Source organism: Marinobacter caseinilyticus, from assembly GCF_011074955.1.
Taxonomy (GTDB): Bacteria; Pseudomonadota; Gammaproteobacteria; order Pseudomonadales; family Oleiphilaceae; genus Marinobacter; species Marinobacter caseinilyticus.
In genome coordinates this window covers 146,819-170,886 of sequence record NZ_WUQJ01000037.1, presented here as the reverse complement: position 1 = coordinate 170,886, position 24,068 = coordinate 146,819, and the positions used below count along the sequence as shown (strand labels likewise).

Genomic DNA, 24,068 nt, shown 5'->3' with positions numbered 1-24,068 from the left:
CGTTTAATGGAAGATATTCGCCACATTGATTCCCCGCTGTATCTGGCGCTCAGAAATGAAAACGTCGACGCCTTCAACGCTGCCAAGGATAAGCTGGAGTCCTACCCCAGCTTTACCCATGGTGATTTCCGGGGCCTCGACCTTCGGGGTATGAATACGGACGGTCTGGATCTCAGCCACGGTTATTTCCGGGGTGCCGACATTCGCGGTATCGATTTCAGCCAGGCAAACCTCGAGGGGGCCAGCATTGCGGGCGCCAAAATATCAGGGTGCCTGTTTCCGATCGCCCTTCATGCCGATGAAATTGTAATGTCCCTGAACCATGGAACCCGCATGCGTTATAACGTGGGCAAATGAACACTGGCATTGGCGGCACTCCGGCAACTGGCGAATGGCAGATCGCCTGCCGGGTTGAAGATCTGGCTGACGGCGCCTGCGCCCAGTTTTCGCTGTCGGATACGCCCGGATTTGTGTTGCTGCACGGCGATCTAGCCTGCGCTTACATCAACCGATGCCCGCACCTGGGCATTGAGCTGAACTGGATGCCCAACCGCTTCAAAGAGGCCGACGGGCACTTTATCCAATGCGCCACCCATGGCGCCCTGTTCACCCCCGACCGGGGCGACTGCATCGCCGGCCCTTGCCAGGGCGACGCCCTGACGGCACTTGAGACTCGTCAGCAAGACGGCTATATTTGGGTTCGCTTTACTCCAGATTGACCGGCACGCTCCTGACCAGAGCCAGCGATCCGCTGGGTTCACCGCCCACCATTAAATCCGCCTGCCACGCCAGTATTTCCACTCCAGCATCCGCCGCCTCCCGCAGCAAACGGCCGTAAGTTGGATCGATATGGTCCGCCGGGCGCACGCGTTGAATTCCGGTATGATTAACACAGAACAACAGCACCGCACGCTCACCCGCAGCCGCCTGACCCATTAACTCCCGCAGGTGTTTTTGCCCCCGGGTGGTCACTGCATCGGGGAAATACCCGGTGCCACCTTCGCACAGGGTCACGTTTTTGACTTCTACCCAGGCGTCTGCCCACTCGTCGTGACCCGAGAGATGCAGATCAATCCGGCTTTTTTCCTGACCGTAACGAACCTCTGGCCGGCAGAGACGGTAGCCGCTCAGGCCGGCAATCCGCCCCTGCTCAATGGCGGATCGAGCCTGATGGTTTGGCCGCGCTGTATTGATGCACGCCAACATCCCCGGCTGTGCCTCCACCAATTCCCAGGTGTAACGAAGCTTGCGTTTGGGGTCATCGTTAGCGGTCAGCCATACCCGCCCTTGCTCAGGTTTGCAGCCCGACATGGACCCGGTATTCGGACAGTGCGCGGTGACAATAGCCCCGTCGGGCAGACAGACATCGGCAAGAAAACGTTTGTAGCGCTTTATCAGGCGTCCCTCGATCAATTGGGAAGTGAACGTCATGGCGGGCTCCGTGAGTCTTTGGCGGTCAGGCAGGCCATCATACGCAAGAGCAAACCGGCACCAAAGCAAAACCCTGCATCACAAGGCTGGCGCGACCCCGGGATATCTGCTATTTTCCGCAAATTCTGGAACCTTGTGCATGCCCTATTGAGTCTCACGCATGGCACAGCCAAACCTGCTAAGCTGCAAGGAAGGCGCCCCAACAAGGTCAAATGACTATACGAAGCCGGTTGTGGCAACCACGTACCGGCTCCTGTTTCGGACGAATGTCGCCTACTTTGGCGCAACTGTTCAGTTGAAGTACAAGAAAGAGGCCGGGTTCAATGGCAAAGACAGAAGACAAACCACGCGAGCGCTTCACCAATTTCACCCCTTATGAAATGAAAAAGGGTGAAGAATACATGAGTGGGGATATGCTTGAGCACTTCCGCAACCTGCTGCTGAATTGGAAGCAGGAGTTGATGGAAGAGGTTGACCGCACCATGCATCACATGCAGGAAGATGCCGCCAACTATGCTGACCCTAGCGATCGCGCGACTCAGGAAGAGGAATTCAGTCTTGAGCTCCGCACCCGTGATCGCGAGCGCAAACTGATCAAGAAGATTGATCAGACCATCGACCGTATCGACAAAGACGACTACGGTTTTTGCGATCAGTGCGGTGTTGAAATTGGTACCCGCCGTCTGGAAGCACGCCCAACGGCAACCCTGTGCATCGACTGCAAAACTTTGGCCGAGATCCGCGAGCGCCAGACCGGCATCTAAGCCGCGGCTTGCGACTCCCGAACGCCGGTGGTTCAAGCAAACCACCGGCGCAGGCTGACTCATGACTGCACAGACCTATTGCGGGCGCTTTGCCCCCTCCCCGACGGGTCCCCTGCACCTTGGTTCTCTTGTGACCGCCCTGGCCAGTTATCTGGAAGCCCGCACCCATCAGGGTTCCTGGTTGATCCGGATTGAAGACCTCGATCCGTTACGCGAATCCAGCGAAGCTGTGGACCTTATCCTCCACAGCCTTCATGCCCATGGCCTGGAAGCTGACCAACCGGTGAGGTTTCAGTCACAACGCCACGGCGCCTACGCCGAAGCCGTTCAGTCGCTTTTCGCCCATCACCGCGCCTACCGCTGCGGGTGCTCCCGCACTTACCTTAAAGCCAACGATGGCCGCCACTCGGAAGCGTGCCGGACGCGCTCTGCAAATCTGGAAGACCGCCCCCACGCAATACGCTTTGCATTGTCAGACGAACTGAGCCAATGGCGAGACAACCTGCTGGGACCGCAGTCTCAAACCGTCTGGTCGGAATTGGACGACCCGGTCCTGGTGCGCAAAGAGGGCTTCTACGCCTACCAGCTGGCCGTCGTTGTTGACGACATTGATCAAGGTATTACCCATGTCGTCCGCGGCTCGGACCTGCTGGAGATGACGGCGCAACAACAGCAGATCTATCAGGCACTGGAGGCCGAACCGCCCGCTTGGCTGCACATTCCGGTGATCCTCAACTCAGACGGTCAAAAACTCAGCAAACAGAATCACGCCCCGGCGTTAGACGACGCTGAGGCGGGCAAAAACCTGACGACAGCATTAACCGCTCTTGGCCAGGCACCCCCCAAGGGTCTGGCCAGACGTTCCCCAGCGGATATAATGACGTGGGCTGTCTCTCACTGGCGGCGGGATCGCATTCCACGCGAACCTCAGTCAGTCCAGGGTCTGCGTGAGCGTGAGCCTGATCAGTCTCAAACTGACAGGCCGGGGACGGACGTGTTATAAACGCAGCACACAAACACAGCGCGGGTGCGACATCCGATGTATATCTACCGCCTTGTCTTCCTGCTGGTTCTGGCCATCTATATATTTTCGCCCAACATCCTGGATTGGTGGATTTCGCCTGGCTACGCCTGGTATAGCCCCTATCTGATCTGGGCCGGCCTGATCGCGATGGGATTCTGGCTGGAATGGCGACGGGACCCCAATGAGTTTTAGCCTACCGATTCTGTTGCTGGTCAGTTTTTTATACCTGAGCCTGCTGTTTGGCCTTGCCCACATCACTGAGCGTGGCGTGCTGCCACTGCGCTGGGTGCGGCACCCAGTCGTCTATGTCCTCAGCCTCGGCGTTTACGCTGGCATCTGGGCCGTCTATGGCGCACTCGGCATGGCCGCAGAATCCGGTTTCGGGTTCCTTGCCTATTACCTGGGCATCAGTGGCGCCTTCCTACTGGCGCCGGTGCTGCTGAACCCCATCATGCGCATCAGCCGGGCCTACCAACTTACCTCGCTTGCCGACCTGTTTGCCTTCCGCTATCGCAGCCAGTGGGCCGGCACCCTGGTCACCCTGTGTTCCGGCGCTGCTATCCTGTCGCTGCTCAGCATGCAGATCAAAGCGGTTTCAACGTCTGTCAGCCTGTTGTCCCCCGACGCGTCGCAACCGATGATCAGCGTCCTGTTCAGTTTGATTGTGGTGCTGTTCGCCATGCTGTTTGGCGCGCGCCGGGACCAGGGCTCGGAAAGCCACCAGGGCCTGGTCGTTGCGATTGCCTTTGACTCGGTGATCAAGCTGATTGCGATGCTGACCCTGGGCGGCGTCATCCTGTTCTCCGTATTTGGCGGTCTGGGTGGCCTGGATACCTGGCTGGCAACCCAAACCAGTCAGGTCAGCGCCATGGCGCAGGGCATCAACGATGGCAGCTGGCGCGCCCTGATGTTGATGTCGTTTGCGGCGGCCCTGGTGCTGCCCCACATGTACCATATGACGTTCAGCGAGAACCCCAGCCCGAAAGCCCTGGCTCAGGCCAGTTGGGGTTTGCCGTTGTACCTGTTGCTGCTGGCGCTGCCGGTCCCGGTGATTTTATGGGGTGGCATTGAGCTGGCCGCCGACACCCCTCCGAGCTTTTACGTCATCGGCACCGCCATCGCCCTGGACCGTCCCCTGCTGACCCTGCTGATGTACATTGCCGGCATGTCGGCGGCCAGCGGATTAATGATCGTCAGCACGCTGGCGCTGGCGGGCATGGTGCTCAACCACATGGTGTTGCCATTACGCACCCCGCGTGATCAGGGTGATATCTACCGGTGGCTGCGCTGGGTCAAACGCATTCTGGTGGCCCTCATCATCCTGGCGGCTCTGCTATTCCACGAAACGGTTGGCAAACAAATTGACCTGTCGATCCTGGGGGCGCTGTCGCTGGCAGGGGTGTTGCAGTTGCTGCCCGGCGCATTGGGCGTCATTTATTGGCCGGAGGGCAACCGCAAGGGGTTGATTTGCGGCCTTCTCGCCGGCACCCTGGTGTGGATTACGACGTTGGTATTGCCGCTCTCACAGACCGCCAACGTGCTTACCCAGCTTAATCTGCCGCTCTCGCCCGACACCGACAACTGGTATATTTTCACTTTTGCCAGCCTGGCGCTCAATGTGTTTGTGTTTGCGTTGGTATCGGTGCTGAGCGCCACCAACCATGATGAAAACAGTGCCGCCCAAGCATGCTCCATGGGAGCCTTGTCACGGCCCAAACGCCGGGAACTGCTGGCAGCCTCTTCCGAAGATTTTGTCCAGCAACTGGCCGCCCCGCTGGGCGTGACTGTTGCCGACCGCGAGGTGGAGCGGGCCCTGGCGCAACTGAATTTGCCGGTGGTCGAGTACCGGCCCTATCAGTTACGCCGCCTGCGGGACCAGATTGAAGTCAACCTGTCCGGCTTGCTGGGCCCCTCGGTCGCCCGTGACATGGTCCAGCGCAGCCTCGGCTTCAAACCCATGGCAGGTAGCACGACCGCACAAGACATTCATTACGTTGAACGCGCTCTGGGCGACTACCAAAGCCAACTGACCGGCCTGGCCGGAGAGCTGGACAACCTCCGGCGCCATTACCGGCAAACGCTTCAGAACCTGCCTATTCCGGCCTGCTCGGTCGGCGATGATGGCGAGATTCTGATGTGGAATCACGCCATGGAGCAACTCACCGAAATCGCCGCCGACGACGTGGTGGGTGCCCGTTTACTGGCATTACCGGAACACTGGCACTTGCTGCTGGATGACTTCGTACAGGGCAATGAGCTACACCGGTACAAGCACCGCCTGTACCTGAAAGGGCGACCTCACTGGCTCAACTTGCACAAATCCAACCTCAGCGGACCGGACCATTCTGACGGTGGCAGCATCATTATGGTGGAAGACCAGACCGAGACCCGGTTGCTTGAGGATGAATTGATGCACAGCGAACGGCTGGCCTCGGTCGGCCGGCTCGCTGCCGGCGTCGCCCATGAGGTCGGCAACCCGGTCACCGGCATATCGTCACTGGCACAGAACCTCAAACTTGAGACCGACGATGAAGACATTCTGTCAACCGCGGATCAGATTCAACAGCAAACCCGCCGCATCTCCACCATTTTGCAATCGTTGATGAATTTTGCCCGCTCCGGCAATCATGCCCAGGCCAACCGGTACGAGCCGGCCTTACTCCATCGCTGCGTCGACGAATCCATCAACCTGTTATCGCTGAGCGATCAGGGCCGGGGCATTCGCTATCAGAACGATTGTCCGCAGGATCTGATGATTCTGGGTGACGAACAGCGACTGGTTCAGGTCTTCGTCAATTTGTTGGCCAATGCCCGCGATGCATCGCCAGAGGGTGGCCGCATCCACATCAGTGGAAACCGCGAGGGATACTCCGCTATTATCGAGGTCGTCGATGAAGGCTCAGGCATTCCTGCGGACCAGCTCGATCACATCTTCGAGCCGTTTTACACCACCAAGGGACCCAACCAGGGTACTGGGCTTGGGCTGTCCCTGGTGTACAGTATCGTGGAAGAACATTACGGCAACATCCAGGTAGAAAGCCCGGCCAGTCCCGATGCAACACAAGGCACCTGTGTCCGATTGAGACTTCCTGCATACGAGCCCGAAACGGCCATTGCCGATCCGAAATAAAGGTCATGACACCACCATGCGTCGCATACTGATTGTAGAAGACGAAGACATCATCCGTTCGGCCCTCCGGAAACTTCTGGAACATACCGGGTATGAGGTATCCGATGCCGGTTCGGTGGACGAAGCCGAACGGGCATTCGACTTGCAACAGTTTGATCTGATTATTTCGGACTTGCGTTTGCCCGGCGCGCCCGGCACCGAACTCATTACCCGCGCACCCAACTCCCCGGTGCTCATCATGACCAGTTACGCCAGCCTCCGCTCGGCGGTCGACTCCATGAAAATGGGGGCCGTGGAATACATTGCCAAACCGTTTGATCACGATGAAATGTTAGCAGCGGTGGAGTCCATCCTGAGCCGGAAATCCGCCCCCGTGGATCTGGCTACGCCGGAAGTGGCTGCCGATGGCACCGCGGCAGGGGATCCTGCCCGGCATATGTTTGGTGACTGCGATGCCATGCAGCAAGTGTTCACATTGATCCGCAAGGTCGCGCCCACTGAAACGACGGTGCTGGTTCAGGGTGAATCCGGTACCGGTAAAGAACTCGCGGCCCAGGCCTTGCATCAACTCAGCCCTCGCGCCGCACGCCCGCTGATTTCGGTCAACTGCGCCGCCATTCCGGAAAGCCTGATTGAGTCCGAGCTTTTCGGGCATGAAAAGGGCGCATTTACCGGGGCCGTGTCGGCCCGCACCGGATTGATTGAAGCCGCCGATGGCGGCAGCCTGTTTCTGGATGAAATTGGCGAGTTGCCGGCGGAAGCCCAGGCTCGCCTGTTACGGGTACTGCAAGAGGGCGAAATTCGCAAAGTTGGCTCCACCCAAAGCCGCAAAGTCAGCGTCCGAATGATTGCCGCCACCCATCGGAACCTGAAAGCCATGACCCGCACCGGCGAATTTCGCGAAGACCTGTATTACCGATTGAACGTGATGCAAATCCGAATCCCCCCACTACGGGAACGCCAGAGCGACATTCTAGGCCTGGCACGCCGGTTTTTGGAGCGCCAGGGTAAACGCATGAACAAGCAGGGCTTAAACCTCAGCCCAGATGCCATGCAGGTGCTCGAGAGACACCGCTGGCCTGGCAACGTACGTGAACTGGAAAACGCCATTGAGCGGGCCACCATTCTGTGTGACACCGACTTGATTACCCCGTCCTTGCTCGACCTGGATTCCGACGGCGGTGATTTTGCCATCCCTCAAAGCCTGGTCGAAGGCGACCACGCGCCCACCACGACCCGGGAACCAGACACCGCCAACGACCTGTCCCTAGAAGACTATTTCCAGCATTTTGTTCTTGAAAATCAGGACCGTATGAGCGAGACCGAATTGGCCCAAAAACTCGGCATCAGTCGCAAATCGCTGTGGGAGCGGCGCCAAAGGCTTGGCATACCCCGCAAGAAAACGCCGAGTAACTGAGCGGCCGCTCACCAGAAAAGACTGAACGCACTTTCAACTGTTACCCGGTGTTACCTCAAGGAACACGCTTCGCATAAAAAGTGAGACCTGAGTAACACTTCGGTCTAAAGAGACAGACCCCCACATTATTGATTAAAGTTAACACACTGTTAACAAAGGTTTTTATAAACATGGCACACGTTCTGCAGTCTATAGGGGGCACAACAATAAAAACAATGTGACAAAGCAGCGCTTCAACAAAAACAAAAAGCTGCAGTAAAGCGTTCAGTAACAAAAACAAAAATAGAGCGAAAGCGAACTGAGTGTTTTGGGTGCTGAGCTTTTTAGTGGTGCCTTGGCTAGTGTGAGTTGTAGATGTAGAGAAGAATCGTCTTTCAGACGGCGCTGCATCCGCTAAGATCTCGCACATGGTCACTACCGCTCTCTGTGGTCAAAGCTTTCCGCTTGCATGATTTGCCTCGGATAGAGGCGCCTTGGGCCCTAGGCCCTCGCATCAACAAAAACAATGCAGATCGTCTACTCTTCCAAGGCGGGTTCGTGAAAACGTTCCCGCCTTTTGATTATTGGTCACGGGTTTTTACGCCGTTATACACATCCAATTTGCCGCATCCCAACGTCCCCATTCGCCGCTCCAGATTACGAGCCATGGGCAAACGGCCTTCAAACCGTTAAACTCTCGGTTTTGCTCACTGCAGATACTTCTTAAATGCTTATAAAGATCCGATTATTCCTAGGAAACCTCTTGGCACTCATCATGGGTAACCAAAAGAACCGTCCCCTCACCTATACTCGGCAGGTGATCCCAAGGGACCAGCACACCGTATCTCGCTCAATTCTTAGCGAGCCTTCCAAAAAGGTGCTGAACCGGCTCAATAATGCCGGCTTTGAAGCGTACCTTGTGGGCGGCGGCGTTCGGGACATCATGCTGGGCGAACGGCCCAAAGATTTTGACATTGCAACCAATGCCACCCCGGAAGAAGTACACGACCTGTTCCGCAACTCGCGCCTGATCGGACGCCGCTTTCGCATTGTGCACGTACTGTTCGGCCGCGAAGTGATTGAAGTGACTACCTTTCGCGGTAACGCGGCTGACGCCGACGACGACACCGATGCCGATGATCGCAAAACCAGCGAGCACGGCCAGCTACTTCGAGATAATGTCTACGGCAACCTGGAGGACGACGCTATCCGGCGCGACTTCACCATCAACGCGCTGTACTACTGCATTAAAGATTTTTCGGTGGTGGATTTCGCCAACGGCATCAAAGACCTTGAAAATCGCCAACTGCGGCTGATCGGCGATCCCGAAACCCGATATCGCGAAGACCCCGTACGGATGTTGCGTGCCGTTCGTTTCGCCGCCAAACTCGATTTCGACATAGAGCCCAAAACCGAAGCCCCCATCGCCGAACAGGCGCACCTGTTGACGCATATCCCTTCTGCCAGGTTATTTGAGGAAGTGCTCAAGCTGTTCTCGGCGGGTTACGGTGAGGCCTCCTACAACCGACTCAGGGAATACGGCTTGCTCGCTTACCTGTTCCCGGAAACGGCCCGAGCACTGGACGCAGGAGAACCCGACGCGCTGATTGTGCAGGCCCTACAAAATACCGACCGCAGGCTGCAGCAGGGCAAGTCCGTAACACCCTACTTTCTCTATGCCGCCATGCTGTGGCCGGCCCTGCAAGTTGAATGGCGCAAACGCCAGGACGACGGCGAGCCAGTTCAGCCGGCACTGCACCAATCAATTGCCAAAGTGATTGGACGCCAAGTACAGGCGACTGCCATTCCCAAGCGTTTCTCCGGGCCCATGAAAGAAATCTGGGAGATGCAAATGCGCCTCCCCCGTCGCCAGGGCAAGCGTGCCTACGTCACCCTGGAGCATCCCCGCTTCCGGGCCGCTTACGATTTTCTGCTGGTGCGGGAAGCCGCCGGTGAAATCGAACCCGGTCTGGGCCAATGGTGGACCGACTTCCAGGAAGCCGATGACCGTGCAAAAGAAAAGATGCTCACGGAACTTACCAGTGATGGCCCTCGCAAACGTAAGCGCCGCCGCAAGCCCGAGAGCCGGGCCTGACCGGTGTCGGTCACCGCGTATATTGGGCTGGGCAGCAATCTCGCCGCCCCCCTAAACCAGTTGGCCGGCGCGATTGCCGCCTTGGCCGCATTGCCGCAAACCACCCTGATGGCGCAGTCACCCTTTTATCGCAGCCGTCCGGTTGGCCCCCAGGATCAGCCCGACTTCGTCAATGGCGCAGCCATGCTGACAACGGACCTTTCGCCCCTGGCCCTGCTGGACCACCTGCAACGCATTGAACGGGCCCACGGCCGCCAACGCACCGAGCATTGGGGTCCACGCACCCTGGACCTGGACCTGCTGCTCTACGGCCAGCAAGTGGTCCAGAACGACCGGTTGACCGTACCCCATGCCGAATTACCGCAACGTGATTTTGTGCTCCAACCCCTCCTCGATCTGACGCCGGAGCTGCAGCTCCCCGATGGCCGCACAGTGGCTTCGCTGCGCAGTCGGTGCCCGGACAATGGCCTGCAGCGGCTTAAACCCGTGGCCAAAGACCCGCCGCTGTAACAGATTCACACACTTAGCCGGCTTGCCTCTCAGCCTAAGCGGCATTAACCTTAAGCCCTACCCTGTCGGATACCCCGACGCAGTCTTGGCCCATCCACCCAAAAGGCAAGGATTCTATGGCTGTTACGATAAATACCCTGCGCGAATACAAGCGCAATGGTGAGACGTTTTCGGTGCTTACCGCCTACGATGCGGCTTTTGCTCAAGTGGTCAGCGAGGCCGGCATCGACGTCATCCTCATCGGTGACTCCCTGGGCATGGTACTGCAAGGTCATGACAGCACACTGCCTGTGACCATGGAGCATATGTGTTATCACGTCCGCTCCGTGGCCAAGGGCAATCGAGGCGCCCTGGTGATGGCAGATATGCCGTTCATGAGCTACGGCACCACGACGGCGGCACTGGACAATGCCGCGGAACTGATGCGAGCCGGCGCCCACATGGTGAAGCTGGAAGGCACCGACTGGATGACCGATACCATTGCCGCACTCAGCGAGCGAGGCATTCCTGTCTGCGCCCACCTCGGCCTGACGCCTCAGTTCGTCAACAAACTCGGCGGCTATAAAGTTCAGGGCCGAGACGAAAAGCAGGCCGAAATGATGATCGAACATGCCTGCCAACTGGAAGCGGCGGGCGCCGACGTGATCCTGCTGGAATGCGTGCCCGCCGTCCTGGCCGCTCGCATCACCCAGGCGGTTAAAGCGCCGGTCATTGGCATTGGCGCGGGCGCCGACACTGACGGCCAGGTGTTGGTGCTTCATGACATGCTGGGCGTCACACCCGGAAGACGACCTAAATTTGTGAAAAACTTCATGACCGAGACCGGAAGCGTTCAAGGTGCCATTGAGGCCTACCACGAGGCCGTCAAAGATCGCACCTTCCCCAGCGAGGAGCACACGTTCAAAGCATGAGAACCATTCATACGCTGAAAGAATTACGCGCCGTGCTCAACGGCTACCGCCAACAAGGCAAGCGTATCGGCCTGGTGCCGACCATGGGCAACCTGCACGAAGGCCATATATCCCTGGTGGAGCAGGCACGTCGCGCGGCCGACATTGTGGTGACCAGCATTTTCATTAACCCGATGCAGTTCGGTGCCAATGAAGATCTGGACAGCTACCCGAGAACCCTGCGCGATGACCAGGAACGGCTCCAGGCGGCAGGCAACAGTCTGATCTTTGCGCCCTCCGTGGAGGAGCTTTACCCCGAAGGTCTGGCCCGCCACACTCAGGTGACGGTACCCGAGGTCAGCGACGGCTACTGCGGTGCCAGTCGGCCAGGCCATTTTGCCGGTGTCGCCACTGTGGTCACCATGCTGTTCAATATGGTCCAGCCCGATGTTGCCGTGTTTGGGGAGAAAGATTTTCAGCAACTGGCGGTCATTCGCAAACTCACCCGAGACTTGTTCATTCCTGTCGAGGTGATCGGCGCCCCCACCGTCCGCGATGCCGATGGCGTTGCGAAAAGCTCGCGCAACGGCTATCTGTCCGCCGACGAGCGAGCCCGCGCGCCCGCCATCTTCGCGGCCATGGAACACATGGCCGCCCGACTCGCGCAGGGCGAGACCGAATACACTCAATTGGAGCAAGACGCTTACAACCAGCTCTTGGCCGCAGGCTTTCACCCCGATTACATTGCCATCGTCAACAGTCGCACGCTCAAACCGGCGCAGCCGGCAGACCCGCAACTGACCATTCTGATGGCCGCCTTTCTCGGCACTACACGATTAATCGACAACCTGTCAGTCACACGCTGATGCGGACTCGCCGCCAAAACGATTATTAACTGGAAGGATTCTGCCATGCCACAGGCCCCCCAAACCCTGACAAGCCGTCCGGAATGGCAGGCGCTGATCGATCATCAGGCCGACATCAAGTACCTCCACATGCGCGATCTGTTCAACCGGGACCCCAAGCGGTTTGAACGTTACTTTTTGGAAGCCGCAGGTCTGGCACTGGACTACTCCAAAAACCTGGTGACCGAGGAAACCCTCCAGCATCTGTTCACCCTGGCCAGGAGCTGCCAACTGCCTGCACGAATAGAGGCCATGTTCCGGGGCGATCGTGTCAATGTCACCGAGAATCGGCCAGCCCTGCATGTGGCATTGCGCAACTTGTCGGATGAGCCGGTTAAGGTCGATGGCACCGACATCATGCCGGAGATACGTGACACCCTGGCACGCATGGAAGAATTCGTCTGGCGAGTCAACAGCACCCAGTGGCGAGGTTTCACCAACAAGCCCTTCACCGACGTGGTCAGCATTGGCATCGGCGGCTCGTTCCTCGGCCCGAAGCTGGTCTCGGCATCATTGAAGCCATATTGGCATGGGCGTCTGAACTGTCATTACGTGGCCAATATTGACGGCAGCCATATCACCGAAGTATTGCGACACATCAATCCGGAAACCACGCTGTTCCTGATCCAGTCGAAATCGTTCCGCACCCAGGAAACCCTTGAAAACACCCGGGTAGCGCGGGAATGGTTTCTGCACAATGGCGGCTCGGAAGAACGCATCAGCAAACATTTTGTGGCGGTCACCGCCAATGCCAAAGAAGCGGTCAAATTCGGCATCGCCGAAGAGAACATTTTTCCGATGTGGGACTGGGTTGGCGGCCGCTATTCGCTCTGGTCGGCCATTGGCCTGCCCACCGCACTGACCATTGGCATGGACAACTTCCGCGGCCTGCTGGCCGGTGCCAATGCCATGGACCAACATTTCCGGACCGCACCATTGGAAGAAAACCTACCGGTTATTCTGGCGCTGCTGGGTATCTGGTACGGTAATTTCTGGGGTGCCGATGCGCACGCGATTCTGCCCTACGATCATTATCTGCGAGGGCTGCCCGCCCACCTTCAGCAGTTGGACATGGAAAGCAACGGCAAATGTGTCACCCAGGCCGGCGAGCCGGTGAATTATCAGACCGGCCCCATTATTTGGGGCGGCGCCGGCGCCAATGGCCAACACGCCTACCATCAGCTCCTGCACCAAGGCACCAAGTTGTCACCGGCGGATTTCATCATCCCACTGCACACCCACAACCCCGTAGGCAATCACCATGCCATCCTCTTTGCCAACTGCCTGAGCCAAACCCAGGCACTGATGCAAGGCAAGACCGAAGACGAGGCCCGGGCAGAGCTTGCGGCTCAGGGGCTGGATGAGAACGCCATCAACCGGCTGGCCCGTCACAAGGTCATTCCCGGCAATAAGCCCAGCAATACGCTGCTGTTTGAACGCGCCACGCCACGCACGGTGGGTGCCCTGATCGCTCTGTATGAGCATAAGACTTACACTCAGGGCGTGATCTGGGATGTGGATTCATTCGACCAGTGGGGCGTGGAGCTGGGCAAGCAGCTCGGTGAGGGCATTCTTGACCGCCTGCTTCAGTCTGGTGGAGACCAAGGTGCCACCGACAGCTCAACCGATGGTTTGATTCGGCTTTTTCGTAACCGGCACAAGAATGGCTTTTAAGGTCCAGCCAATCATGACACGTCCGTCAGGCGCTAGTCGGAAGAACGTGGGGAGATAGGCCGGTTGCGCCAGGTAAAGACAACCGGCCATAGCTTTTGCGGCCGATCATAGTCTTGCCAGAGCTGGTAGTAGGTTTTCATGGTGAGCGGGTGTATCGCCGCCGGTGCGATTTCCGCCAGTGGCCGCAGTACAAACGCATTCTTCAGAATCTCACCCCGGGGCAATTCGACCCCGTCAACAATGCCGGTGCGATCGCCGTACGTCAGGATATCCAGATCCATTGTCCGGGCACTGAATTTGGCAACATCGCGGCGGCGGCCATGATCGGCCTCAAGGGCCTTAAACACCTTGGACAGAGCCGCAACGGAGAGCGCGGTCTGTACCCCTACCACCAGATTCAGAAAATGCGCGCCGTCAAAGCCAATCGCCTCACTCTCATAGACGGAGGAAATCTCGAGCTCGCCAAAACGCGCAGCCAAGGCGTCCAGGGCCACCGTAACATGATGCTCACGCTCGATATTGCTGCCAATGCTGATGTAGACAGTCACCGGTTCCGTCACCCTAACTGCCCCCGCTCAATGCTGACGCCGACCGAATAGGCCTCGGCGACCGCGCCCGGTTTGCGAATCGTCAAACGCAATCCGACCACACCAAATTCCGATTGTATATTCTGCGCCAACAACTCTGCGGCGGCTTCCAACAACTGAGGCTGATGTGTCTGAAAATGCTCCATAACATAATGACTGACGGCAGCGTAATCCAACGCATCGGCGACCTGATCCGACGCACCCGGCACCCGGTTGTCCCAGACCAGCTCCAGATCAATCAGCAGCCGCTGACAGACCTCACGCTCCCAGTCATAGACGCCAATAACCGCCTCCACCGCCAGGCCTTCGATCAGTACTTTATCCGTCACCCAGTGATTACCCCAGAGCCGCTGCACCATTCACATCGGATAACCGACTGATGGCTGATTGATTGCCACACGCCAACCCGATACCTTAGGTCAGGTGCACACGTGCCAGTTGCGCGGGGCGATTTTCGCATAAACCACCACTGCAAGTCTTTGCCTATGGAACCTCTGTTTCTCGTTCTGCTCTGCGTCTTGGCCTATCTCGCCGGCTCGGTGCTGTTTGCCATCCCCGTTTGCCGTGGTTTTCACTTGCCCGACCCACGCGCCCAAGGCTCCAGCAATCCGGGCGCCACCAATGTGTACCGTGTTGGGGGCTGGTTGCCGGCCGTAATAACGCTGGCACTGGACGCCGCCAAAGGGTGGCTGCCGGTGTGGCTGGCCATACAGTTCGACCTGTCAGTGGTTACCCAGGCAGTGGTGGCCTTGTGCGCGGTGACCGGGCACATGGTACCGGTCTTCTACCGTTTTCAGGGCGGCAAAGGCGTCGCCACCGCGCTGGGTGCCGGACTGGCCCTGGCACCCGCGACCACGCTGGTATTGGCTGCCATTTGGGCCCTGGCCATGTGGCGGTGGCACTTGTCATCACTGGCGTCGGTGCTGGCGGCCGTCACTGGCCCCGTGGTCAGTGCCATCATCGAGCCGTCCACCTTGCCGTTATTTGGTTTGCTCGCCATCCTGATCGTGGTGCGTCACCGCAACAACCTGATCCGTCTGGCCCAGCACCGGGAAACCAAGCTTTAGACGCCGGCACACAGCCCTGACGTCCGTCGTTCACCAGGCCGCTTATTCCACCAATCCATTGCTGCACGGCTCGGTGATCGGTGGCAGCGTATCCATTGGCCAGCGCGGCACCGAGACAATTCGGTCGCCGTCCTGCTGGCCCGCCATCAAACGCTGGCAGCCTGCATAGGCGATCATCGCGCCGTTGTCGGTGCAGAACTCGTGACGGGCGTAAAAAACCCCGGCTTGGAGTTTACGGGTCATGGTTTCCAGAGCACCCCGCAAGCGTTTGTTGGCACTGACCCCGCCGGCGATAACCAGGCGTTTGCAGCCGGTCTGCTCCAGCGCCCGCCGGCACTTGATGGTCAGGGTGTCCACCACCGCCGACTCGAACGCCAGCGCGATATCGGCTCGGGTCTGGTCATCGAGACCGCCTTCCTGTTCTGCGGCAGTCACCGTATTGAGCGTATAGGTTTTCAACCCGCTGAAGCTGAACGCCAGCCCCGGACGGTCGGTCATTGGACGCGGGAATCGGTAACGGCCAGCCGTGCCCAATTCAGCCAAGGCTGCTACCCGAGGGCCGCCCGGATAATCCAGCCCCAGCATCTTGGCAGCTTTATCAAAAGCTTCACCGGCGGCGTCATCCACCGACTCGCCCAGCAACTGATACTGGCCGATGCCATCCACTTCCACCAACTGGGTGTGACCGCCCGAGACCAGCAGGGCTATAAAGGGAAACGCCGGCGGATTTGGCTCCAGCATGGGTGCCAACAAGTGGCCTTCCATATGGTGCACGCCGAGCACCGGTACGCCAAGTGCAAAGCCCAGGGCATGCGCAACCGCGCCCCCGACCATCAGCGCCCCGATCAGGCCCGGCCCGGCGGTGTAGGCGATGCCGTTGATGTCAGCACGCACCACACCGGCCTCCGTCATAATCTGATCGCATAACGGCAGCAACTTACGAACGTGGTCCCGGGAGGCCAGCTCCGGCACCACACCGCCATAGTCGGCATGCAGGTCGACCTGACTGAACAATGCATGGGCAAGCAACCCCTGCTCGCTGTGGTACAACGCTACTCCCGTCTCGTCGCAGGAGGTTTCAATTCCAAGAATCAGCATAAAGTCCGCTTTGTTTGAGTGCCGTTTTTGACTGTGCCGCTATTTTACCAGAAAGCCCGCCTTTCTCTCCGGATTAATAATCCAAGGCGTTGACCTTGACCAACCTGAAGCGCTATCATTGCCGCCCTTAATTATGCACTGGTCTATTTTTGTTCAATGAGGCCAGGCAAAAGTCGAAGAGAGGCAGCACAAGGCTGGCGGACACTGAGTCGCCATGTGCCGCATCAGGCATGGGTAGACCTGTCCTGCACTCTTCCAACCTTGAAACCGATTCTATCAGGTAGGTGATTTTCGAATGCCAGCTGTTAAAGTGAAAGAGAATGAGCCATTTGACGTAGCCCTGCGTCGCTTCAAGCGTTCCTGCGAAAAAGCAGGCGTCCTGTCGGAAGTACGTCGTCGTGAACATTACGAGAAGCCGACAGCGGTTCGTAAGCGCAAGGCAGCGGCTGCGGTCAAGCGTCATCTCAAGAAGCTTCAGCGTGAACAGCGTAAGTTTGAGCGCCTGTACTAAGTTTTAAGTACCTGATCGCTTTCTACTGTACGCCAAGACCGATTGCTCAGTTTCCCGAGTGGCAGCTGAAGTAAACCCAAAATGCCGCCGGGGCCTGGCTTCGGCGGCATTTTTGGCTATGGTGGTTTGACCGGACTGACGCCGGCGTATTCTCTGTTAGCGGGGCAGCATGAGCGGATTGATCCCTCAACGGTTTGTAGAAGACCTGTTGGACAGAGTGGATCTGGCCGAACTGGTTGGGTCTCGCATTACGCTCAAGAAAGCCGGTGGTAGCTACAAGGCCCGCTGCCCTTTCCATGATGAAAAAACGCCGTCCTTCAACGTTCGACCCGACAAAGGGTTTTACCACTGTTTTGGCTGTGGCGCCCATGGCGATGCGATCAGTTTTGTTCGCGAATTTGACGGCCTCGGGTTCACCGACGCCGTTGAAGAACTCGCCCGGCGAACCGGGCTCGAAGTGCCCTACGACCAAAGCGTTCGGCAAGAAATGCAGCAAGCCCGAACGCTTACGGATGCGCTCGATTTCGCCAGTCGCTTCTACGCTTCGGCCCTGCAGGGCGGCGATGCCGCCTTTGCTCGGGATTACCTGGCCCAGCGGGGCCTGAACCAAAGCGTCATTGAGCGCTACCAGATTGGCTATGCCCCGGGTGCCGGCACGGCCCTGATTGATGCAGCCAATAAAGACCTGCACGCTCCGCTGATTGAAACCGGCACGGTGTCTGATCGTTATGGCCGGCCCCGGGACCTGTTCCGTAACCGGATCATGTTCCCGATCCGCAACACGCGGGGCAAGACCATAGCCTTTGGTGGCCGGACACTGGGCGACGACAAAGCGAAATACATCAACTCCCCCGAGTCCGATGTATTCCACAAGAGCCGGGAGATTTACGGTCTGTACGAGGCCAAGCAGGCGATCCGACAACTGGATCAATTGCTGGTGGTCGAAGGCTATATGGACGTTGTTGCCCTGGCTCAGCACGGTATTGATTACGCCGTTGCTACGCTGGGCACCGCCACTAATCAGGACAGCCTGAGCGCATTGTTGCGCCAGGTCAGACACCTGGTGTTCTGTTTTGATGGCGACGCAGCCGGCTATAAGGCGGCTGATCGCGCGATGGATAACGCGCTTGAATTGATGGCCGACGGCCTGCATCTGCAGTTTCTAATGCTGCCGGATGGCGAAGACCCAGACACACTGGTGCGACAGGAAGGCTCCGACGCGTTTCAGCAACGCATTGACGGCGCCACACCACTGTCGCGTTACCTGTTTAACCGGCAAAGCGAAGGCTTAGACCTGACGCTCCCGGAACATCGCGGAGAACTCCGCGCCCGAGTTGAGCCTTTGCTCAACAAAATGCCCCGTAGCACACTGCGGGATGCCATGTGGCATGAGATGCTTCGCCTGTGTGGCGGCCGCCGGGATTGGCAGAATAATGGCCAGAGTGGCGACCGAAAAGGCTATGTCTATCGTAATGGCGAGCGCCAGACACGCATCCAGGAAGCGCGCGTCGATGTAAAGCTCAGCCGCGACACCATGGTGTGCCAGGCATTACTGGAGGCGCCGGAAATGGCCTCGGAATTCCGTGACCTGTGTCGTGAGGACCGCCAGCTACACCAGGCGCTTGGCTTTGCCGAATGGATACTCCGGCAGGAGATCCGGGACAAAAAAAGGTTGATGAAAGCGCTGGCAACCGATTCAGCCTCTCGCACCCGGTTCTACAAACTGTTTGATGGCATTGAGCACCTCCCTTCCCGGGAAAACGCCTTGGCAGGCGCGCGCGACATGCTGACACCGAACAAAGAAGCCGCTTATAAACAACGGTTGGCGAGGCTGCTGACAAAGAAAAGCAGCATCAGCGACCTGACCGAGGAAGAGCGGCAAGAATTACGGCAGCAACACCGCCAAAAAGATTAATAGGGATATGCGGGGCCAACACCCCTGGCGAAAGGGATTGCCAGCAGGCTAATAATACAGCCACTTGAAACTTAGTAGGTTGATCACCATCTAACCATCTGGTGGCAGACCTACAGAGCGACAGCTATAATGGCTGTTTAACTTTTTTCTTCTTTAGCGATTTCACAGGGTGTCTATGTCAGGCAATTCGCAAAAATCACGTTTGAAAGACCTCATTGCCCGAGGCAAAGAACAAGGTTACCTGACTTACGCCGAGGTTAACGATCACCTCCCGGAAGACATAGCCGACCCAGACCAGGTTGAAGACATCATCCGGATGATCAACGACATGGGCATTCAGGTATCCGAGGTCGCCCCAGACGCCGATACGCTGCTGATGACCGATGGCGACTCCACGGCCGACGAAGCAGCGGCTGCAGAAGCCGCTGCGGCGCTGGCAGCAGTGGAATCGGACGCAGGCCGCACCACAGATCCGGTGCGCATGTACATGCGTGAGATGGGCACTGTGGAGCTGTTGACGCGGGAAGGCGAGATTGTCATCGCCAAACGCATCGAAGAAGGCATCCGAGATGTGATGGCGGCCGTCGCACACTTCCCCGGCACCACCGGTACCGTCATTCAGGCGTACGAACGAATTATTGAAAACGAAGGTCGCATCAGCGACATCGTGACCGGCTTCCTCGACCCCGACGACGCCGAACCGTTTATGCCCGAGGAAACCCCGGCGGAAACCAGCAACGACTCCGATTCCAGCGACAACGACAGCGACGATGACGAAGAGGAAGAAACCGAAAGCGGGCCAGATCCCGAAGAGACTCGCCTGCGGTTCGAACTGCTGAACGAGAAGCTCGCGGTTGCCAACAAAGCACTTGAGAAACATGGCCGTGGTCACAAAGCCACCCAGGAAGCCCTGAACGAACTCGGCAAGGTCTTTGCGCCCTTCAAGCTGGGCAACAAAGCGTTTGATGAACTGGTTAACGTGATTCGCTCCACCAACGAACTGGTCCGCGAAAACGAACGCACCATCATGCGCATCTGCGTGCGTGAGTGCAAAATGCCGCGGAAGGACTTCATCAAGTCGTTCCCAGGCAACGAAACCAACATCGATTGGGCGCCCAAGATCAGCAAGAGCAAGAAAAACTATGCTGCGCCCATGAGCGAGCGCCTGGATGAAATCATCCGGATGCAGAAGCGGATCGCCAACATTCAGAACGAAGTCGATCTGGACATACCCGACATCAAGGAAATCAACCGTCGAGTGTCCATTGGTGAAGCCAAGGCCCGGCGTGCCAAGAAGGAAATGGTGGAAGCCAACCTGCGTCTGGTTATCTCGATTGCCAAAAAGTACACCAACCGTGGCTTGCAGTTCCTTGACCTGATCCAGGAAGGCAACATTGGCCTGATGAAAGCGGTCGACAAGTTCGAATACCGCCGTGGCTACAAGTTCTCCACCTATGCAACCTGGTGGATTCGTCAGGCCATCACCCGCTCAATTGCGGACCAGGCCCGTACGATCCGTATTCCGGTCCACATGATCGAGACCATCAACAAACTGAACCGTATCTCCCGTCAGATGCTTCAGGAGATGGGCCGTGAGCCGACGCCGGAAGAACTCGGCGAGCGCATGGAAATGCCGGAAGACAAGATCCGCAAGGTACTGAAGATTGCCAAAGAGCCGATCTCCATGGAGACGCCGATTGGCGACGACGAAGACAGCCACCTGGGCGACTTCATCGAAGACATCCAGGCACTCTCACCGGTCGATTCCGCCACCGCAGAAGGTCTGCGCGAAGCAACTCGCTCGGTACTGGCCGGCCTGACCGCACGGGAGTCCAAGGTACTGCGCATGCGCTTTGGTATTGAAATGAATACCGATCACACCCTGGAAGAAGTCGGCAAGCAGTTCGATGTCACCCGGGAGCGTATCCGTCAAATCGAAGCCAAGGCCCTGCGCAAACTGCGCCACCCTTCCCGCTCCGATCACCTGCGCGGCTTCATTGACGACCAGGGCAACTCGTAAGTCCATCACAACAGTAGCGGGCGCCAACCCTCATGGGTATAATGGCGCCCGCTTCCTTACCGGTTTCCGGGCCTATAGCTCAGTTGGTTAGAGCAGGGGACTCATAATCCCTTGGTCGCAAGTTCGAGTCTTGCTGGGCCCACCATTTTGACATTGCGATTAACTCGAAATACCCTGCTGTGTTCCCGCATTACCATGACCTCAGCATGAACTCGTGCATCTGTTCACCTCAGTCCCCTCGGTTATTTTGGTTTCCTATTCTCCACTGCACGTCTATTCAACAACCAACCGCTTTCATTTGAAAAGGCGCGATAAACCTTGGAAGCCGGCTTTGTTCTGGCCCTTGTGCGACTGATGCTCCGGTACCTGCTCAGGCTGTTTGAGTTTTTGAACAGCATTGAGAAACAGACTGACGAGGATTCCGGTGTACCATCATCCTTGGGCCGGAGCAGCCCTACACCAATTATCCCGGGACTTTTCCCATCCCCCCTGATTCCTGCTAATCTGGTTGCCTAACAAAACCGATCTGGCGGTTCCGGTGATTGGGCCGACTGAAAAACTTAAAATAAAGAGGACGGGAGAGGCAATTCATGGAGAACGGTACTCATTTACGGACCTGCCACTTGTGCGAAGCCATGTGTGGCGTCGCCATCGAAGTCAAGGACGGCCATATTGAGTCCATTAAGGGCGACCGCGATGACCCGTTGAGTCACGGTCATATCTGTCCCAAAGCCATTGCCTTGCAAGACCTCCATGAAGACCCGGATCGCCTCAAGACACCACTGAAGCGCACCGCTGACGGCTGGCAGGACATCGGCTGGGACGAAGCCTTCAACCTGGTGGCCGACCGCCTGCATCAGATCCGCGAAGAGCACGGTAAAAATGCCATCGGCGTCTATCAAGGCAACCCCAATGTCCACAATCACGGTGCCATGATCGCGGGTTTACCCTTCCTGCGCGCGGTGGGCACCCAGAACCGGTTTTCCGCCACTTCAAATGATCAGCTTCCTCACATGCTGGCCAGCCTGGAGATGTTCGGTCATCAGGTGCTGTTTCCGATTCCTGATATCGATCGCACCGACCTGTTTATCTGCATTGGCGCCAATCCCATGGCGTCCAACGGTAGCCTGATGACCGTGCCGGATATTCGAGGGCGGCTTAAAGCGCTGAAAGGCCGCGGCGGCAAGTTCATCGTGATCGACCCCCGCCGCACAGAGACTGGCAAACTGGCCGATGAGTTTCATTTCATCCGCCCCGGCAGTGACGCCCTGTTGTTGATGGCGATGGTGAACACCCTGTTTGTGGAAGGTCTGGTCGATCTCGGCCACGCCGACGCCTGGACCAAGGATGTCGACCTGGTGCGGCTGGCGGCGCTTCCGTTCAGTCCCGAGGCGGTGAGCGCCCATACCGGGTTGTCACCGGACGCGATCCGGGCCATCGCCCGGCAGTTAGCCACAACCCCGAAAGCAGCCTTGTATGGTCGCATCGGAACCAGTACCCAGGCCCACGGCGGCGTAGCCACCTGGCTGATCTATGTATTGAATATTTTAACCGGCAAGCTCGATAGCACCGGCGGCATGATGTTCACCCAGCCCGCTATCGATATGGTAGCCCTGGGCGCGATGTCGGGTCAGAAAGGCCACTTTGCCCGACGCATGAGCCGTGTCAAAGGCTTGCCTGAGTTTGGTGGCGAGTACCCCGCCAGCACCATGGCGGATGAAATCCTCACCGCCGGTGACGGCCAGATTCGGGCGTTTGTTACGATTGCCGGCAACCCACTGTTGTCGAGCCCCAATGGAGGCCGGCTGGAAGAGGCATTCGGGCAGTTGGAGTTCATGGTTTCGGTCGACTATTACCTAAACGAAACCACGCGCCATGCCGACATCATCCTGCCGCCGACGGCGGCCCTGGAGCGCAGCCACTACGATCTGATTTTCAGCATGTTTGCGGTCCACAACGTCGCCAAGTTCAGCGAGGCGCTGTTTAAACCCGGGCCGGACGCTCGCCATGACTGGCAAATACTGCTGGAGTTGGCCCACCGGCTGGAGCAACGGCGCAAGGGTGGGCGGTTACCGTTGCGGGCCGAACTGGGCTGGCGCGCCTTCAAACAACTGGGCCCGGACCCATTACTCGATTTGATGTTGCGAAGCGGTCCCTACGGCACCGACGTCGGAGCCGCCAGAACCCTGGTACAGCCCGCCCTCGATTTGCTGGTGGATATTCTGCCTCGTCAACACCCGCTGCGCAGCCTCGCCCGCCTCAGCCCGCTGGACCGGCGTTGGCGTGACCTGCCCAAAGGGTTGTCGCTGTCGGCGCTGAGGGATCAACCCAGCGGCGTGGACCTGGGGCCACTGCGCCCCTGCCTGCCGGACCGACTCTATACCCGTGACGGCAAAATCAACCTCGCCCCAAGACGTTACCTCAACGACCTCGACCGACTGCACGAGCGACTCACGACGCCGGTGGCCGATGAACTCCAGCTAATTGGTCGGCGTCACGTGCGCAGCAACAATTCCTGGATGCACAACAGCCAGCGACTGGTCAAAGGCAAGGATCGGTGCACCCTGATGATTCATCCGAAAGACGCTTCCCGCTGCGGGCTCAGTGAGGGCGACGCCGCAGAAGTCTCCAGCGAGGCGGGCCGGATTGTGGTGCCAATCGAGATTACCGAGGATTTGATGCCCGGCGTCGTGTCCATCCCCCACGGCTGGGGACATACACGCCAAGGCACCCAGCAGGCGATAGCGGAAGCCCACGCTGGTGCCAGCATCAACGACATCATTTGCGATGACCAGATTGATCCACTCAGTGGCACATCCGTACTTAATGGCCAGACGGTCACTGTCAAAGTCTGGAAAGCCGAACGCTCGCGAAAACGGGCGTAGAAAACGGCAGTTGTGAGTCTGGCGCGGCATAACGGAGCGGGCGCAGGAGCCGATGCCCACCATGGGTCTGCAGGCGTATCTTTGATAAACTTGAAAACAGCGAGCGCGGACGCCTCAGTACGGCCGGTGCATCTGACCGGCACACGGCTGCGGGCGACCGGCCTTC

The 24,068-nt window shown here is 58.1% G+C and carries 21 protein-coding genes and 1 tRNA gene; 18 read left to right on the top strand and 4 right to left on the bottom strand.

From position 1 onward, the window contains the following. Nucleotides 1-6: 6 nt before the first annotated feature. Both GRX64_RS19345 and GRX64_RS19340 read left to right on the top strand, forming a co-directional pair. Nucleotides 7-357 carry a pentapeptide repeat-containing protein gene (locus tag GRX64_RS19345; protein WP_166269786.1) on the top strand — a complete coding sequence of 117 codons (351 nt, stop codon included), beginning with the start codon at nt 7-9 and terminating at the stop codon, nt 355-357. After that, nucleotides 354-719, top strand: a complete 366-nt coding sequence (locus GRX64_RS19340; protein ID WP_166269784.1) for a Rieske (2Fe-2S) protein — start codon at nt 354-356, stop codon at nt 717-719. The genes GRX64_RS19345 and GRX64_RS19340 overlap by 4 nt, the downstream gene beginning before the upstream one ends. Here GRX64_RS19340 and sfsA read toward each other — a convergent pair. Next, nucleotides 706-1,431, bottom strand: coding sequence for a DNA/RNA nuclease SfsA (sfsA, locus tag GRX64_RS19335; protein WP_166269782.1), 726 nt, complete (start codon nt 1,429-1,431; stop codon nt 706-708). The two genes, GRX64_RS19340 and sfsA, sit on opposite strands and share 14 nt — an antisense overlap. A 323-nt stretch (nt 1,432-1,754) precedes the next feature. Here sfsA and dksA point away from each other — a divergent pair, with 323 nt between their 5' ends. The 10 genes from dksA to pgi all read left to right on the top strand — a co-directional run bounded on the left by dksA (nt 1,755) and on the right by pgi (nt 13,819). Beyond that, on the top strand, nt 1,755-2,195 hold the full coding sequence (gene dksA / locus GRX64_RS19330; protein ID WP_166269780.1) for an RNA polymerase-binding protein DksA: 441 nt from the start codon (nt 1,755-1,757) through the stop codon (nt 2,193-2,195). A gap of 61 nt (nt 2,196-2,256) precedes the next feature. Beyond that, the gene (gluQRS, locus tag GRX64_RS19325) at nt 2,257-3,198 is read left to right on the top strand and encodes a tRNA glutamyl-Q(34) synthetase GluQRS (RefSeq protein ID WP_166269778.1); all 942 of its coding nucleotides are present in this window, start codon (nt 2,257-2,259) and stop codon (nt 3,196-3,198) included. A gap of 36 nt (nt 3,199-3,234) precedes the next feature. Further along, nucleotides 3,235-3,411 (top strand): hypothetical protein, encoded by a 177-nt coding sequence (locus GRX64_RS19320; protein ID WP_166269776.1) that lies wholly within the window; start codon nt 3,235-3,237, stop codon nt 3,409-3,411. Further along, nucleotides 3,401-6,349, top strand: a complete 2,949-nt coding sequence (locus GRX64_RS19315) for an ATP-binding protein (RefSeq protein ID WP_166269774.1) — start codon at nt 3,401-3,403, stop codon at nt 6,347-6,349. Before GRX64_RS19320 ends, GRX64_RS19315 begins: the two co-directional genes overlap by 11 nt. A 16-nt stretch (nt 6,350-6,365) precedes the next feature. Continuing rightward, nucleotides 6,366-7,766, top strand: a complete 1,401-nt coding sequence (locus GRX64_RS19310) for a sigma-54-dependent transcriptional regulator (RefSeq protein WP_166269772.1) — start codon at nt 6,366-6,368, stop codon at nt 7,764-7,766. Between the two features lie 754 nt (nt 7,767-8,520). After that, nucleotides 8,521-9,840, top strand: coding sequence for a polynucleotide adenylyltransferase PcnB (pcnB, locus tag GRX64_RS19305; RefSeq protein WP_235937759.1), 1,320 nt, complete (start codon nt 8,521-8,523; stop codon nt 9,838-9,840). Between the two features lie 3 nt (nt 9,841-9,843). Continuing rightward, complete coding sequence (folK, locus tag GRX64_RS19300) at nt 9,844-10,350, top strand: 2-amino-4-hydroxy-6-hydroxymethyldihydropteridine diphosphokinase (RefSeq protein ID WP_166269768.1); 507 nt, start codon at nt 9,844-9,846, stop codon at nt 10,348-10,350. A 116-nt stretch (nt 10,351-10,466) separates the two neighbouring features. Then, nucleotides 10,467-11,261, top strand: coding sequence for a 3-methyl-2-oxobutanoate hydroxymethyltransferase (gene panB, locus GRX64_RS19295; protein ID WP_166269766.1), 795 nt, complete (start codon nt 10,467-10,469; stop codon nt 11,259-11,261). Beyond that, nucleotides 11,258-12,106 carry a pantoate--beta-alanine ligase gene (gene panC / locus GRX64_RS19290; RefSeq protein WP_166269764.1) on the top strand — a complete coding sequence of 283 codons (849 nt, stop codon included), beginning with the start codon at nt 11,258-11,260 and terminating at the stop codon, nt 12,104-12,106. The genes panB and panC overlap by 4 nt, the downstream gene beginning before the upstream one ends. A gap of 45 nt (nt 12,107-12,151) precedes the next feature. Continuing rightward, the gene (gene pgi, locus GRX64_RS19285; protein ID WP_166269762.1) at nt 12,152-13,819 is read left to right on the top strand and encodes a glucose-6-phosphate isomerase; all 1,668 of its coding nucleotides are present in this window, start codon (nt 12,152-12,154) and stop codon (nt 13,817-13,819) included. Between the two features lie 32 nt (nt 13,820-13,851). Here the strand turns inward: pgi and folK (GRX64_RS19280) are convergent, their stop codons facing one another. Together folK (GRX64_RS19280) and folB are read right to left on the bottom strand one after the other, a co-directional pair. Continuing rightward, entirely contained in the window at nt 13,852-14,367 is a 516-nt protein-coding gene (folK, locus tag GRX64_RS19280; protein ID WP_235937758.1) for a 2-amino-4-hydroxy-6-hydroxymethyldihydropteridine diphosphokinase, read from the bottom strand. A gap of 8 nt (nt 14,368-14,375) precedes the next feature. Beyond that, nucleotides 14,376-14,765, bottom strand: coding sequence for a dihydroneopterin aldolase (gene folB / locus GRX64_RS19275; protein ID WP_166269758.1), 390 nt, complete (start codon nt 14,763-14,765; stop codon nt 14,376-14,378). A gap of 126 nt (nt 14,766-14,891) precedes the next feature. On the opposite strand from folB, the gene plsY reads away from it, so the two are divergent. Next, nucleotides 14,892-15,473 carry a glycerol-3-phosphate 1-O-acyltransferase PlsY gene (gene plsY / locus GRX64_RS19270; RefSeq protein ID WP_166269756.1) on the top strand — a complete coding sequence of 194 codons (582 nt, stop codon included), beginning with the start codon at nt 14,892-14,894 and terminating at the stop codon, nt 15,471-15,473. A 42-nt stretch (nt 15,474-15,515) separates the two neighbouring features. Here plsY and tsaD read toward each other — a convergent pair whose 3' ends face one another. After that, on the bottom strand, nt 15,516-16,571 hold the full coding sequence (gene tsaD, locus GRX64_RS19265) for a tRNA (adenosine(37)-N6)-threonylcarbamoyltransferase complex transferase subunit TsaD (protein ID WP_166269754.1): 1,056 nt from the start codon (nt 16,569-16,571) through the stop codon (nt 15,516-15,518). 295 nt (nt 16,572-16,866) lie between these two features. Between tsaD and rpsU the strand changes: the two genes are divergently transcribed. The 5 genes from rpsU to GRX64_RS19240 all read left to right on the top strand — a co-directional run bounded on the left by rpsU (nt 16,867) and on the right by GRX64_RS19240 (nt 23,902). Continuing rightward, nucleotides 16,867-17,082: a 30S ribosomal protein S21 gene (gene rpsU, locus GRX64_RS19260; protein WP_007153483.1), complete on the top strand. Its 216-nt coding sequence runs from the start codon at nt 16,867-16,869 to the stop codon at nt 17,080-17,082. 169 nt (nt 17,083-17,251) lie between these two features. Then, the gene (dnaG, locus tag GRX64_RS19255) at nt 17,252-18,997 is read left to right on the top strand and encodes a DNA primase (RefSeq protein WP_166269752.1); all 1,746 of its coding nucleotides are present in this window, start codon (nt 17,252-17,254) and stop codon (nt 18,995-18,997) included. Between the two features lie 175 nt (nt 18,998-19,172). Beyond that, nucleotides 19,173-21,017 (top strand): RNA polymerase sigma factor RpoD, encoded by a 1,845-nt coding sequence (rpoD, locus tag GRX64_RS19250; RefSeq protein ID WP_166269751.1) that lies wholly within the window; start codon nt 19,173-19,175, stop codon nt 21,015-21,017. Nucleotides 21,018-21,085: 68 nt separating this feature from the next. Further along, nucleotides 21,086-21,162 (top strand) — tRNA-Ile (locus tag GRX64_RS19245). A 445-nt stretch (nt 21,163-21,607) separates the two neighbouring features. Next, entirely contained in the window at nt 21,608-23,902 is a 2,295-nt protein-coding gene (locus GRX64_RS19240; RefSeq protein WP_166269749.1) for a molybdopterin-dependent oxidoreductase, read from the top strand. Nucleotides 23,903-24,068 lie beyond the last annotated feature (166 nt).